Annotated in this window: 12 protein-coding genes and 2 riboswitches; of the genes, 4 read left to right on the forward strand and 8 right to left on the reverse strand. The window is 65.1% G+C overall.

What is annotated here, in order from left to right:
- Positions 1 to 24: 24 nt before the first annotated feature.
- Positions 25 to 1,272 (reverse strand): class C beta-lactamase, encoded by a 1,248-nt coding sequence (gene ampC, locus P8T11_RS09575; RefSeq protein WP_431521706.1) that lies wholly within the window; start codon positions 1,270 to 1,272, stop codon positions 25 to 27.
- A 161-nt stretch (positions 1,273 to 1,433) separates the two neighbouring features.
- Positions 1,434 to 1,524, forward strand: a riboswitch (glycine riboswitch).
- A riboswitch (glycine riboswitch) is annotated at positions 1,525 to 1,625 on the forward strand. It begins immediately after the preceding riboswitch.
- A gap of 39 nt (positions 1,626 to 1,664) precedes the next feature.
- Between ampC and P8T11_RS09580 the strand changes: the two genes are divergently transcribed.
- A complete protein-coding gene (locus tag P8T11_RS09580; RefSeq protein WP_268082156.1) occupies positions 1,665 to 2,912 on the forward strand; it encodes a D-amino acid dehydrogenase in 1,248 nt (415 codons plus the stop codon).
- On the opposite strand, the gene P8T11_RS09585 is transcribed toward P8T11_RS09580, so the two are convergent.
- The 4 genes from P8T11_RS09585 to P8T11_RS09600 form a co-directional block, all read right to left on the reverse strand.
- Positions 2,869 to 3,423: a M23 family metallopeptidase gene (locus P8T11_RS09585; protein ID WP_268082155.1), complete on the reverse strand. Its 555-nt coding sequence runs from the start codon at positions 3,421 to 3,423 to the stop codon at positions 2,869 to 2,871. The two genes, P8T11_RS09580 and P8T11_RS09585, sit on opposite strands and share 44 nt — an antisense overlap.
- Positions 3,424 to 3,464: 41 nt before the next feature.
- Positions 3,465 to 4,724 carry a lactonase family protein gene (locus P8T11_RS09590; protein ID WP_268082154.1) on the reverse strand — a complete coding sequence of 420 codons (1,260 nt, stop codon included), beginning with the start codon at positions 4,722 to 4,724 and terminating at the stop codon, positions 3,465 to 3,467.
- 31 nt (positions 4,725 to 4,755) lie between these two features.
- A complete protein-coding gene (locus P8T11_RS09595; RefSeq protein ID WP_268082153.1) occupies positions 4,756 to 6,294 on the reverse strand; it encodes an FAD-dependent oxidoreductase in 1,539 nt (512 codons plus the stop codon).
- A gap of 92 nt (positions 6,295 to 6,386) precedes the next feature.
- Positions 6,387 to 7,361 carry a GlxA family transcriptional regulator gene (locus tag P8T11_RS09600; RefSeq protein WP_268082152.1) on the reverse strand — a complete coding sequence of 325 codons (975 nt, stop codon included), beginning with the start codon at positions 7,359 to 7,361 and terminating at the stop codon, positions 6,387 to 6,389.
- A gap of 168 nt (positions 7,362 to 7,529) precedes the next feature.
- Between P8T11_RS09600 and P8T11_RS09605 the strand changes: the two genes are divergently transcribed.
- Together P8T11_RS09605 and P8T11_RS09610 are read left to right on the forward strand one after the other, a co-directional pair.
- Positions 7,530 to 7,889, forward strand: coding sequence for a DUF1428 domain-containing protein (locus tag P8T11_RS09605; RefSeq protein ID WP_268082151.1), 360 nt, complete (start codon positions 7,530 to 7,532; stop codon positions 7,887 to 7,889).
- Between the two features lie 126 nt (positions 7,890 to 8,015).
- Positions 8,016 to 8,513 (forward strand): VOC family protein, encoded by a 498-nt coding sequence (locus tag P8T11_RS09610; protein ID WP_268082150.1) that lies wholly within the window; start codon positions 8,016 to 8,018, stop codon positions 8,511 to 8,513.
- An 88-nt stretch (positions 8,514 to 8,601) separates the two neighbouring features.
- Here the strand turns inward: P8T11_RS09610 and P8T11_RS09615 are convergent, their stop codons facing one another.
- Both P8T11_RS09615 and P8T11_RS09620 read right to left on the reverse strand, forming a co-directional pair.
- Positions 8,602 to 9,114: a DUF1993 domain-containing protein gene (locus tag P8T11_RS09615; protein WP_268082149.1), complete on the reverse strand. Its 513-nt coding sequence runs from the start codon at positions 9,112 to 9,114 to the stop codon at positions 8,602 to 8,604.
- Between the two features lie 145 nt (positions 9,115 to 9,259).
- Entirely contained in the window at positions 9,260 to 10,351 is a 1,092-nt protein-coding gene (locus P8T11_RS09620) for an extracellular catalytic domain type 1 short-chain-length polyhydroxyalkanoate depolymerase (RefSeq protein ID WP_268082148.1), read from the reverse strand.
- A gap of 374 nt (positions 10,352 to 10,725) precedes the next feature.
- Between P8T11_RS09620 and trhA the strand changes: the two genes are divergently transcribed.
- The gene (trhA, locus tag P8T11_RS09625) at positions 10,726 to 11,370 is read left to right on the forward strand and encodes a PAQR family membrane homeostasis protein TrhA (protein WP_268082147.1); all 645 of its coding nucleotides are present in this window, start codon (positions 10,726 to 10,728) and stop codon (positions 11,368 to 11,370) included.
- 27 nt (positions 11,371 to 11,397) lie between these two features.
- On the opposite strand, the gene P8T11_RS09630 is transcribed toward trhA, so the two are convergent.
- Positions 11,398 to 12,165 (reverse strand): AraC family transcriptional regulator, encoded by a 768-nt coding sequence (locus tag P8T11_RS09630; protein WP_268082146.1) that lies wholly within the window; start codon positions 12,163 to 12,165, stop codon positions 11,398 to 11,400.
- Positions 12,166 to 12,168: the final 3 nt, after the last annotated feature.

Genomic DNA, 12,168 nt, shown 5'->3' on the forward strand with positions numbered 1-12,168 from the left:
CCCTCAGTGCACGCCCGCTTCAACTCAGTGTGCGTCCGCTTCAAGAATGCGATACGCCAGACGCACGCGGGCCTCGTTCGGAATATTCCGATTCGCCAGGATCACCACGCCGACCTTCCTGGCCGGCACGAACGCCACGTAGGCGCCGAAGCCGTTGGTGGAACCGGTCTTGTTGATCCACACATCGGCGCGCGGCGCCTGCGGCGGGGTCAAAGCCTTGGCCGGGTGGCTCTGGCTGTTCAACGTGCCCGCGTTGGCGGCCAACAGCGCGTCCAGCGTGACTGGGTACGCCAGTTGTTCCCACGCCAGGTCCTGCGTCATCGGACCCACGTCGTAGTAGCCCACGTGCGTATCCGCCAGCGCCTTGGCCATCACGGCGTCACCAATGACGCGCTTGGCAATCTTTGCTTCCCGCGCGGCCTTGGCGCTGAATTCGCGCGGGGCAGACGCCACACCCATGTTGGCGTCCACAAAACGGATCAGGTCGCTGGCGCTGGTCTTCACGCCGTAGGCTTCGTCGGCCAACACGCCTGGGTTCACGCGCACCGGCGCGTTCTGCTTGTTGTAGCCCTGCGCGTAGTCACCCATCCTGGCGGCCGGCACGTGGATATACGTGTTGGCCAAGCCCAGCTTGGGCAACAGCGTCTGCTCCATGGCTTGCGCATACGACTCACCCAGGCTCTTGGCCGCCACCACGCCCAGCATGCCGATGCTGGGGTTGGCGTAGGTGCGGTACGTGCCCGGCGTGTAGCGCGGCGTCCACGCGGCCAGGTAGGCCAGGAGCTGGGCGTCGTTCGTCACCGCGTCCGGCACTTGCAAGGGAAAGCCGCCGCCCGTGTGGGTGCCCAGGTGGATCAGGTTCAGTTTGCCGAATACCGTTCCTTGCAAGGCCGGCAAGAAGCGCGCCGGGCTGTCGGAGAGCGACAGCTTGCCCAGCGCCTGGGCATAGGTTGCCAAGGTGGCGGTAAAGGTCTTGCTGATGGAGCCCAGCTCGAACAGCGTGTCGCGGCTGACGGGCGTGTGCGTTTGCAACGACGCCACGCCATAGTTCCGGAATTCATGGTGCCCATCGCGTGTGACGGCAATGGCCAGCCCGGCCACGTCGTACTCCTGCATCAGCGCGTGCACGGCGTCGTCGATATCGGCGCCGGCCGGCACCGGCTCGTCGCGTACGGGCTGGCCCGCGGTGGCGGATTGATCGGGCTGCGCAGGCGACGAACCCGCCTGCACGCCGGACACGGCCACCAACGAGAACATGGCGCCGCCGGCCATGATGGCCAGGGCTTGCAAGACAGCGCGTCGCGCGGCGTGAAACGTCATTTCTATCGTCCTCTTGGTTCCCGCCGGCCGAACAACGTGCGCGGCGAACGCGACATAGTACTAACCCTGAATCAATTACGACAGGAACTTGGCTATTCTCTACCCCGTCGATTCAAGACCGCGTAGAAGAGACTGGCCCTTGCGGCCGGCGCCGACGGAGCAACCGCCCCGGAAACTCTCAGGCAACAGGACTGCGCGCGTATAGACAATCTGGAGAGAGGCGCCGTGCGCGCCCACCGAAGGGGAACCCCGCCGCAACCGTCGGCCGGGTGAAGCTCTCAGGTATCAAAGACAGATGGGGTGCCGCATCCGTATTGGTTGCGGCCACACCGTCTGGAGCCACCATGCCCCGCATCGCCATCATTGGCGCCGGTATCACCGGCGTCACGTCCGCCTATGCCTTGTGCAAACTCGGATACCAGGTCACCGTCTACGACCGCCAGCGCTATCCCGCCATGGAAACGTCCTACGCCAACGGCGGCCAACTGTCCGCCAGCAACGCCGAGGTCTGGAACAGCACCGCCACGATCTTCAAAGGACTGCGCTGGATGTTGCGCAAGAATGCGCCGCTGTTGCTGAACCCCCGGTTCAGTTGGCACAAATATTCGTGGCTGGCGCAGTTCATGGCGCAGATTCCCAACTACCGCGACAACACCATCGCCACCACCCGCCTGGCCATCCAGGCCCGCCAGCACTTGTTCGACATGGCCGAGGCCGAAGGCATCGACTTCGACCTGGAACGCCGGGGCATCCTGCACATCTACCATGACGCCAACAGCTTCAAGGCAGCGCACCGCGCCAACGCGCTCCTGCAAGCTGGCGGCCTGGACCGCTACGCGGTGACCGCCGACGAAGCCCGCGCCATCGAACCCACCCTGCAAACCGGATGCCACGGCGGCTTCTACACGCCATCGGACGCCACCGGCGACATCCACAAGTTCACCCGAGGCCTGGCCCACGCCTGCGAACGCCGTGGCGTGACCTTCGTGCAAGACGCCGACATCGCCACCATCCGCCCGCACAACGGCGCTTACGCGCTGGACGTGCGACACAACGGCGGCACCGAACGCAAACCGCACGAGGCCGACGCCATCGTGGTGTGCGCGGGATCCGCCAGCCGACAATTCGCCAAGCTGCTGGGCGACAGGCTGAACATCTACCCGGTCAAGGGCTATTCGATCAGCGTGCACCTGGACGACGCCGACAGCCGCGCCGCCGCGCCCCACGTAAGCTTGCTGGACGAAGCGGCAAAGATCGTCACCAGCCGCCTGGGCGACCGCTTCCGCGTGGCGGGCACGGCCGAGTTCAACGGCTTCAACCTGGACATCCGCGCCGAGCGCGTGCAACCCCTGATCGACTGGACCCGCAAGCATTTTCCCAACGTGATGACGTCGCGCGTGGTGCCTTGGTGCGGTCTGCGCCCAATGACGCCCAACATGCTGCCGCGCGTAGGGCCGGGCAAGCGCCCGGGTGTGTTCTACAACACCGGACATGGGCACTTGGGCTGGACCTTATCGGCGGCGACAGCGCAGGTGCTGGCGGAGAGCGTCAGGGCGGCGCTTTCTTCGTCACCAACAGCACATACGGGTTGATAGCCCCGCCGTCATAAATTCCATAATGCAAATGCGGCGGCGTTCCTTGGGCATTCCCCGTATTGCCGACGTAACCCAGCACGTCGCCCGGCACCACCAATTGCCCGCGTTCAATGTCGGCGTAGCCGTCCAGATGCGCGTAGTAATGCCGTTGGCGGCCGGGGCCCAGCACCCACACCACCTGGCCGCCCAGGTTGTTCGTGCCAACTTGCAGCACCACGCCTTCGGTGGTGGAAAGCACGGGTGTGCCACGCGGGGCGAAAATGTCGATGCCTTCGTGGCGCCGGCCGCCAGACCGGGCCGCGCCCCACGTGTCAGTGAGGCGTCCGGAGGAAACGCCCTGCACCGGCACGGGCAATGACGTAGGGGCTTCTTGCCAGGCGAGCCGCGCCATATGCCATGGCGCGCGCGCCGCGTCGGGCAATCGCGGCCACGCCCAGACCGCCAGCGCGGCCAACAAGGAAAGTACGACGATGCGCCTGATGAAGCGCAGGACAGGGTTGAAGTTCATGAACGGTTCGACGCCGAGCGGGCGGAGGGGTTCCCCCCGTGTCAGGCGAACACCAGGCACACCGGCGTGGGCACCTGAGCCACTACGTCGGGGTTCTCCAGGCGCCCCGTTGCGGCATCGATACGCAAGCGCAGAATCGAATCGCCCTTCTGGTTCAGCGCGTACAACGCACCGCCATCCGGTGCCATGGTCAGCGCGCGCGGAAAGCGCAATCCTTCCGTCCAGACTTGCAGCGGCGCGAGCGCGCCGTCCGCACCGATGCCAAAGACCCCGATGCTGTCGGCTTGCGGGTGATCGTTCTGCACGCGGCGGGTAGACACATACAGAAAGCGGCCGGACGGATGAATAAGCAGTGACGCCGCGTTGCCCGTACCGGTAAAGCCGGCGGGCGTGGCCGGGACGGTATGGCGGGGTTCCAGGACGCGGCCCGCAATGACGTCATACCCGTAGCACGCCACGCTGGCATCGAGCTCGTTGACGACATACAACAGCGCGCCGTCGGGATGCAGCGCCAGATGGCGCGGCCCGCTACCCGGGGGCAGTTCGGTGCGGCCGGAGAGCGACAAGTTACCGTCTTCAAGCGTGAACGCATTGATGCGGTCGCTGCCCAGGTCGGTAGCCAACACGCGCTGGCCGGTGGGGTCGAACAGCACCATGTGCGGGTGGGCGGACTGCTGTTCGGGACGCGGGCCGGAGCCGGTTTCCTTGACGATGCCCGACACCGCGCCCAGCGATCCGTCGCGGTTGATGGGCAGCACGTTGTAGGTGCCGCCCAGGTATTGCGCGGTGACCAGATGCTTGCCGTCGGGCGATACCGCCAGGTGCGCCGGCGCGGTGCTGGATAGGGACAGCGGCTGCCGGTTCAACAATCGCAGGCTACCGTCGCCTTCAATGGCGTAGGCCTCGGCCGTGCCCCTGGGCAGCCCTTGCCAGTGTTCGATCTCGTTGATGGCATACAGAAAGCGCCGCGTGGGATGCACGGCCAGATAGGACGGGTTGTCGCTTTCCATTACCTGGACCAGCCGCCAGCCTTGCGCGCGCATCGCAAACACGTGGATGCCCGCGGACGGTGGCCCGCCTGCCGTGCCGCCCGGCGCGTCGCGCGTGTAGGTGCCCACGTAGGCAAAGGCAGTGGAATCGGCGGCGGATGTCAGGGAGACGGGGGACGTCGTGGAGGTGGAGGATGTGGCAGATGCCGACGCACCCATCGCGGACAGCCACGGCCCTGCGGCGCTTGCGGCCGACAAGCCGCCGGCAAGCTGGATGAAGGATCGGCGCGGCGCGCTGGAAAGCGTGTTCATGGCAGGTTCCGGCAAGGCGTAGCGTGCGTCATCACGGGCGCACCGACATCGCGTGGTGGAAGACATTGTTCGGATCGTAGCGGCGCTTGACCTGTTGCAGGAAAGGATAAAGCTCGTCTGCGCCGTAATACAACTGTGGCCAAAAGGCATGCGCGAGCATGTCGCGGTCCGGGTAGTTGATGTAGCACCCTTGATAGCGGTCGCCGGGATACGGCGTGCCCGCAAACCCCGACGAGGAGGACGGGGCCGCCGGGTCCGCCGGGTCCGTATACACGTCGCGGTAAAAATCCGTCATCCAGCGCAAATGGACGGCGTCCTGGTCGGTGTGGGTCCAGTAGGTTTGGTATTGCAGCTTCATGACCGATTCACGCTGATGCACGGCGGTGTCGCGCAGGCGTTCAGGCCGGTTGATGGCGCCGCCATAGGAGTCCACCTGCAACAGCGACTGGCGCAGGTCGGCGCCTGGCATGTCGCGAGTCAGATGCGCGTAGATGCGCGCGGATTCATGCGCGCTGAAGTTGCGCTTCATGTAGGCGGACTTGTATTTGCCGCGCTGGTTGGGCCCCGAGCCATTGAGCGTTTGCGTGGCCGCCAGCCAGTCGTAGCGGATAACCGTGTGCGGCTCGCTACAAAGCAAGTCGCCGCCCATGCGCGGGCGCGGCAGGCCCGGCGTGGTGGCGCGCGCGGCAACCGGCGCGCACGCACGGAAGCGGTTCAGAAAATCTTGCAGCACCGTCAGGTCTCGGCAGGTGCCGTCGGGGTTGCAGAACTGGACGATCATCACGATCTGCCCCGCCGCCTGATGCGTGAGCTTCAGCAACGAGAACATGCCCCAGGTGTCGGCGGCCCTGCCCCGCGTTTCCCAATAGCTGCCATAGATGTCCAGCAGTTGCGCAAAGCGCCGGGGCGTCATGCCGGCCCAGTCGAATGCAACGGTGGCGATGGCCACTTCGCGCAGGGCCTGGGGCAGCGCGGCAAAACCATAGCTGGTGATCACGCCGAAGTTGCCGCCGCCCGCGCCTCGGCAGGCACGGAACAGGTCGGCGTCGCGCGTGGCTTCGACGGTGCGCGGCACGACGTTGCCGCCTGCGTCCACGGTCAGGATGTCGACCGCGCTCAGCCAGTCGCACGCCAGCCCTTGCAGGCGCGACAGCAGGCCGTAGCCGCCGCCCGTGATGTGGCCGCCCGCCGCCACCGAATAGCAGGACCCGCCAGGCAAGGACACGCCGTGACGCTTGTAGAGGTCCAGGTCGCCGTTCCAGTTCTGCGAACCGGCCGCAATGCGCAGCAGCCCGTCGGATGACGGCGGCACGCGGTCCAGCAGGCTCAAGTCCAGGATGGCGCCGCCCGGATTGTTCGAGACGAAGTCCTCGTAGCAATGGCCGCCGCTGCGTATCGTGGGGCGCTTGCCCTGCGCCACGATGCGAGCCAGGGCGTGGGCCGCGTCTTCGGGCGTTTCACAGAGTTCGATGCGCGCGGCGGCATCGCCAGGCTGAGCGGGCCACCGCAGGTTGAAGCCCTTTTTCAGGGTCTTGTAGCGGGGATCGTCGTGGGTCACGCTGATGCTCATGTCGGCTTGCCTCCCGGGCCTGGGAGTCAGGCCGCGACGCATCAAGGATAGGCCGAGAGCGCCCCGAACATCTGTAAGAGGAGTCCGATTTTCTACTGATACCGTTCGCGATATCCCACCGGCGACATGCCGCAATATTTATTGAAGATGTCGCGAAACGCCTTGGTGTCGTTGTAGCCCACTTCGTACATGACTTCGGCCACGCTCTTGCGCGAGCTTTCCAGCCGTTTCTTGGCCGCTTCCACGCGCACTCGCTGCAGGTATTCCACGATGCTGTTGCCCGTGGCCTGCCGAAAGCGCCGTTCCAGCGTGCGGCGTCCCATGGCATGACGGCCGGCCAGATCTTCCACGGTGATTTTTTCCGTGTAGCGGCCTTCGATGTAGGTCTGCACGGCGCGCACCACCTCGTCGGCGTGGGCCTTCTGGCCCATGAATACCGCGAACGGCAATTGGCTCTGGCGGCTCCAGTCCAGTTGGAAATACTTGGCGCACCAGATGGCGGTGTCGCGGTCGGTGTATTTTTCGATCAGGTGCAGCACCAGATGCGCCGCTGAAAATGCGCCGCCGCTGGTGTAGACGCCGTTCTCGGCCATGACGACGCGGTCGCTGATCCAGCGGACATTCGGAAACAGGCTGGCGTACAGGTTCTGCGCCACCCAATGCACCACCGCCTGCTGTCCGTCCAGCACGCCGCCCGCGGCCAACAGCGCGGCGCCCATGCACAGGCTGGCCACTTCGCCGCCGTTGCGATGATGGGTCGACAACCAATCGACCAGCTCGCGGTTGGACTGGACCACGTCGGACACCGTGCCCAGCAATGGCGGTGCAATGCAGATGTCGATGTGCGGCGCGTCGGCCAACACCAGATCGGCCTGTACCTTGATGCGCCCTTCATCCAGGCTGACCTCGCGCGTAAGCGCCAGGGTGCGCACGTGGAATTGGGGTTCGCGCCCTTGCGCGGCCAGGTAGTTATTGGCCACCAGGAAGCCGTGGCGCGCGGTTTCCAGGGACGCAATGTTGGTGCCCGTGGGCAGAAGAAACGCGACGTTTTTCATGACGCTAAGCATACGCCCGAGCGTTGACGCAATCCACCCGCAAGAATGTCGCAATCCCCTATCTGAAAGCGCTGCCGATCCCGATAAAGTGGCGTTTACGGCCTGGGAGGCCGGACGGCGGCAGGCGTGGCCAGCGGGCACGCCCCGCCGATACAACAACAGCGACCAAAGGAGTGTGCGATGGAAGAATACGTAGATGGTTTCTTGCTGCCGGTGCCCAAGGCCAACCTGGCCGACTACAAGAAGATGGCGGAACAGGCCAAAGTGGTCTGGCTGGATCATGGCGCGCTGGATTACCGCGAATGCGTGGCTGATGAACTGGGCGGTGAAAACATGCGCTCGTTTGCCGAAGCCGCGGGCGTGAAGGACGGAGAAACAGCGGTCTTCGCCTGGATTCTGTATGCCAGCAAGGCCGACCGCGACCGCATCAACCCGCTGGTCATGGCCGACCCCCGCCTGGCAAATATGAGCGGTTGCGAAAACGTGTTCGATTTCAAGCGGATGTGCTGGGGCGGATTCACCACCTTGGTAAGCAAATAAAAAAGTGACGCGGCGTGTCGATCTTGGCACCGCCCGTTCGTCGTATAGGCAGGGACCAAACGGTAAAGCCTCTTGTGACGCCGCTCCGTCCCCCACCCACCACTCAACCGTTTTCGGAGACGCATCATGGCAACGCCCGCCACCACGCCCATTCCCGCCGGCATGCACACGCTGACCGCGCACATCATCTGCGAAGGCGCTGCCGACGCCATCGCCTTCTACAAAAAGGCCTTCAACGCCGAGGAGCTTGCGCGCTTGCCCGGCCCCAACGGCAAGATCATGCACGCGGCTGTGCGCATCGGCGATTCCGTGCTGATGCTGATGGATGATTTCGCCGAATGGGGCAGCCTGGGCCCGAAGGCGCTCAAAGGCACGCCCGTCACGCTGCATTTGTACGTAAAGGACGTAGACGCCGCGATGAAGCAAGCTGTGGACGCCGGCGCCACCCTGGCGATGCCCGCCGAAGATATGTTCTGGGGCGACCGCTACGGTCAGGTGTTGGACCCGTTTGGCCATCGCTGGTCGATCGCCACGCACCAGTTCGACTACACGCCCGAAGAAATCCAGCAGAACATGGCCAAGATGGGCGAGATGTCGGGTTGCGGCGACGCCAGCAAGAAGTAAGCACACGGCCAGGCTTAGGGCACGCAGGTCTGCACGGCCTGCGTTTGACCAGAGTTCGCCCTGCGTTTGCCCTGCCCCTGCGCGCTACTTATTGCGGGTACGGCCCCAGGAAATCCAGCTTGGCGAGCTTCACGCCCGCATTGCGCAGAATCGCGTAGGCGGTCGTCACGTGGAAGTAGAAGTTCGGCAGCGCAAAGCTCAGCAGATATGTGTCGCCCTTGAACTCGGGCTTGAAGTCGCCGAAGTTGATGACGATCTGCCGGTCCTCGGCGCCGTCGAACTGCTCGGGCGTCACGCTTTGCAGATAGGCGATCGTGTCCTGGATGCGTTGCTGCAATTGCGCAAACGTGGTTTCTTCATCGGGAAACTTGGGCGCCTGCCCCTGCGACAAACGCTGCACGGCGAACTTGGCCGCATCGCTGGCGCGTTGGATCTGGCCCGACAAGGGGTACATGTCAGGCGCCAGGCGCGCGTTGACCAGGTCAGCGGGGTCGGTGCCCGCTGCTTCGGCATGGGCAAGGCCCTTTTCCAGCAGGCTGGCCAGCACGGTCAAGCCGCGGATGAACACGGGCACGGATGCCTGATAAACAGAAAGCGTCATGGCAGGAAGTTCCAAAGGGGTTCGTCTGCTTGGCGCGCGCAGAAGGCGGCAAACGCCAGGGATGCGGCGATCTTACAGCCGCCGGATGCCATTTTCCTGGCGCCCGGCCTCGACATATCCATTCCCGAAACCGGAACAATCCTGTCTAGGATTTTGGCCGGCCCGCGCCGGTGCGGCGCAAGCCCTGGAAGAACCGCCACACCAACGCCGACGCATCCGGCCCGACCCGGGCGTGATACTTCACCGAGGCGTCGCCCCCACTCCAGGCATGCTCCAGCCGCGTGATCTCACATAGGCGCAGCACGGCTTTGCGACCGCGCAGCAAGTCCACGCGTCGGTAGGCCTTGTCAGTGCCCAGGCCTAGCACGCGCTCAACCGGCACGTCTTCGGGGCGCAGGTCGTTCAGTGCGCGGAACTGCTCGAACAATTGTTTGGCGTTGCGCGGCGCCACCGCCGGGTCGAGTTGGCCTTGAAGAATCAGCGCGGGCATGCCCAGTTGAAACACGGCCGGGTTCGACACGCTTGCCAGCATCGGCAGCAAGGGCTTGACCGAGCCGCGCCGCATGGTGCTGATGCCGCCCGTGGCACTGTGGGCGTCGCCCACCACCGGCCCGGAGTGCATCGCCACCGCCGCGATCAATGACGGATGGCGCAAGGCCACCAAGGCCGCCATGCCCGCGCCCGCAGACAGGCCCGCCACATAGACACGCTCGGGGTCCAGCCCGTACCGCGCCACTTCCGACTGGATCAGCGCCGCGATCAAATCGGCCTCGGCGCCGCCATGGGCGTCATCGGGCTGGAACCAGCGCCAACAGCGCTGCACCTGGCGCGTCATGGACTGCTGCGGATACAGCACCATGAAGCCACCAGCGTCCGCCCATTGGTTCATCCGGGTGCCCCGCGCGAACGCCAGCGCGGTCTGGCGACAGCCATGCAACATCACCACCAAGGGCATGCCCGTGGGCGGCGCGGAAACCGGGGTATAGCGCGCGAAGCTCAGTTGCCGCCCCTGACCATCGGAAAACTGCCGGGAGCCTTCCCAGCGCCCGCTACCCAGCGATGGCGCCACGGGCTGCCGTGGAGCAGCCGTGGCCGGCCCTGTCTTGGCCGCCGCCTTGCGCGCCGACGTGGCCCGCTTGCGGGCTGGCTTGGGCGTCGCCATGCGCATCGCCGTGCGTTGCAGCTTGCTCAGCTTCTTTGCCGCTTTGAAAAACAGATTGGTAAAACTGCGCGCCATTGGTAGGCCTCGGCCAGTAAACCTGCTAGAACCTCCCGGCCGGGCCGGGGCCGCCCGTCAGCCATTGCAAACGGGACACCAACGCGACGGCGATGGTCAGAACGGTAAGAGTATCTGTTGCGCTGACGCCGATGCGCCAACGCGGGTGCGAGCCCAGGAAAAAGAACAAAGGTCCGCCTCTACGGGCGGTTGGACAGCCGCATGAAATGTATCACAGGGTAACCGTGGAATAGGTCGGATCCGATCGATCCCGTGCGCCGGACTTGCACAATATCAAGCGCGACCCGCATCCCCCGCGCCCACCACCCCGCCAACCATTGAGCCCGCCGCCCAAAGCGCTTATGGTTGTAGCCTTGCATCAATAAGACGTATTCATGTTTCCCAACGACCGCCCCCAAACCTTCGGCGAAGAAATCGCCAACACCATCAGCCACGGCGTCGGCGCCGTGGGCGCTTTGGCCGCCGCGCCCATCCTGATTGTGGCGGCAGTCCGTCAGGGCGATGCCGCCTTCATCGCGGCGGCGGCGGTTTTCGCGGCGTCGATGTGTTTGCTGTATCTGGCGTCCACCATCTATCACGCCTTGCCGCTGTGCCGGGCCAAGCAGATATTCAACGTGCTGGACCATTCGGCCATTTACCTGCTGATTGCCGGCACCTATACGCCGTTTGCCTTGGGCGCGCTGCGAGGCCCCTGGGGCTGGACCTTGTTCGGGCTGGTGTGGGCGATGGCGTTGCTGGGTGTGGGACTGAAGGCCAGCAAGCGGTTGAACCGCCCTGCCCTGTCCACCGGTTTGTACCTGGCGATGGGGTGGCTGGTGATCATCGCGGTCAAGCCGCTGATCGAAAGCGTGCCCTCGGGCGGGCTTGCCTGGTTGGTGGCGGGCGGGCTGGCGTACACAGGCGGCGTGGTGTTCTTCGTGTTTGACAACCGCTGGCGCTACAGCCATTTCATCTGGCATCTGTTTGTGCTGGCGGGCACGGTCTGCCACTTTTTTGCGGTGCTCTGGTACGCGGCCTGAGCTTTACGCAACCCCGCCACGAGAGGCCTATCGATGCCGCAGGTAGTCGGTAGGCGCGCGCCCCAGCACGCGGCGGAACATCGTTGAGAAAGCGGCGGGGCTTTGGTAGCCGAAGTCCAGCGCAATCGCGGTAACCGAGCCGCCAGCCGCCAGGCGGGCCAGCGCCAAGACCACGCAAGCACGTTGGCGCCATTGCGCAAACGCCATTCCCGTCTGCTGACGGAAATATCGGCTGAACGTGCGCGGGCTCATGTGCAGCCGGTCAGCCCAGGTTTGCGGCGGCATGCGCGCATCCGGCGTGGCGATGAAAGCGCGGCATAGCGGCGCCAGCTTCTTGTCGCGCGGCAGCGGAATGTGCAGCGGCAACACGGGCGCGCTATCGACCTCGTGCAGCAGTAAAGCCGCCAACGCGCCGTCGCGGCCAGCGGGGTCATAGGCCGCGGGCATGTCTACCGCGTCCAGCAGCAACTGCCGCAACAGCGGCGACACCTCGATTACTTCGCACACCTGTTGATCGGCGCGCGCCGCGCCCGGTTCGATATACGCGCTACGCGTGCTGACGTCCCACATGCGTACCTGATGGGTCACGCCAGCGGGAATCCACACTGCACGCTGCGGCGGCACCACCCAATTTCCGTCGCGCGTGACCACATGCATGACGCCGGTCGCGCCATACAGCAGTTGAGCGCGCCGATGCGCATGCGCGGGCAGCACATGGCCGGGCGGGTAGTCGTTGCCGATGGCGACCACCGCGCGGTCCAACGCGTCGTAGCGGTCGATATGGGTGTTGCGCATGCA

Origin of the sequence: Achromobacter spanius (assembly GCF_029637605.1) — a bacterium.
Lineage (GTDB): Bacteria > Pseudomonadota > Gammaproteobacteria > Burkholderiales > Burkholderiaceae_B > Achromobacter > Achromobacter spanius_E.

Coding starts and splice junctions, on each gene's coding strand:
- ampC (WP_431521706.1), bottom strand. CDS start 1,272: ATGGCCGGCGGCGCCATGTTCTCGTTGGTGGCCGTGTCCGGCGTGCAG.
- P8T11_RS09580 (WP_268082156.1), top strand. CDS start 1,665: ATGCCCCGCATCGCCATCATTGGCGCCGGTATCACCGGCGTCACGTCC.
- P8T11_RS09585 (WP_268082155.1), bottom strand. CDS start 3,423: ATGAACTTCAACCCTGTCCTGCGCTTCATCAGGCGCATCGTCGTACTT.
- P8T11_RS09590 (WP_268082154.1), bottom strand. CDS start 4,724: ATGAACACGCTTTCCAGCGCGCCGCGCCGATCCTTCATCCAGCTTGCC.
- P8T11_RS09595 (WP_268082153.1), bottom strand. CDS start 6,294: ATGAGCATCAGCGTGACCCACGACGATCCCCGCTACAAGACCCTGAAA.
- P8T11_RS09600 (WP_268082152.1), bottom strand. CDS start 7,361: ATGCTTAGCGTCATGAAAAACGTCGCGTTTCTTCTGCCCACGGGCACC.
- P8T11_RS09605 (WP_268082151.1), top strand. CDS start 7,530: ATGGAAGAATACGTAGATGGTTTCTTGCTGCCGGTGCCCAAGGCCAAC.
- P8T11_RS09610 (WP_268082150.1), top strand. CDS start 8,016: ATGGCAACGCCCGCCACCACGCCCATTCCCGCCGGCATGCACACGCTG.
- P8T11_RS09615 (WP_268082149.1), bottom strand. CDS start 9,114: ATGACGCTTTCTGTTTATCAGGCATCCGTGCCCGTGTTCATCCGCGGC.
- P8T11_RS09620 (WP_268082148.1), bottom strand. CDS start 10,351: ATGGCGCGCAGTTTTACCAATCTGTTTTTCAAAGCGGCAAAGAAGCTG.
- trhA (WP_268082147.1), top strand. CDS start 10,726: ATGTTTCCCAACGACCGCCCCCAAACCTTCGGCGAAGAAATCGCCAAC.
- P8T11_RS09630 (WP_268082146.1), bottom strand. CDS start 12,165: ATGCGCAACACCCATATCGACCGCTACGACGCGTTGGACCGCGCGGTG.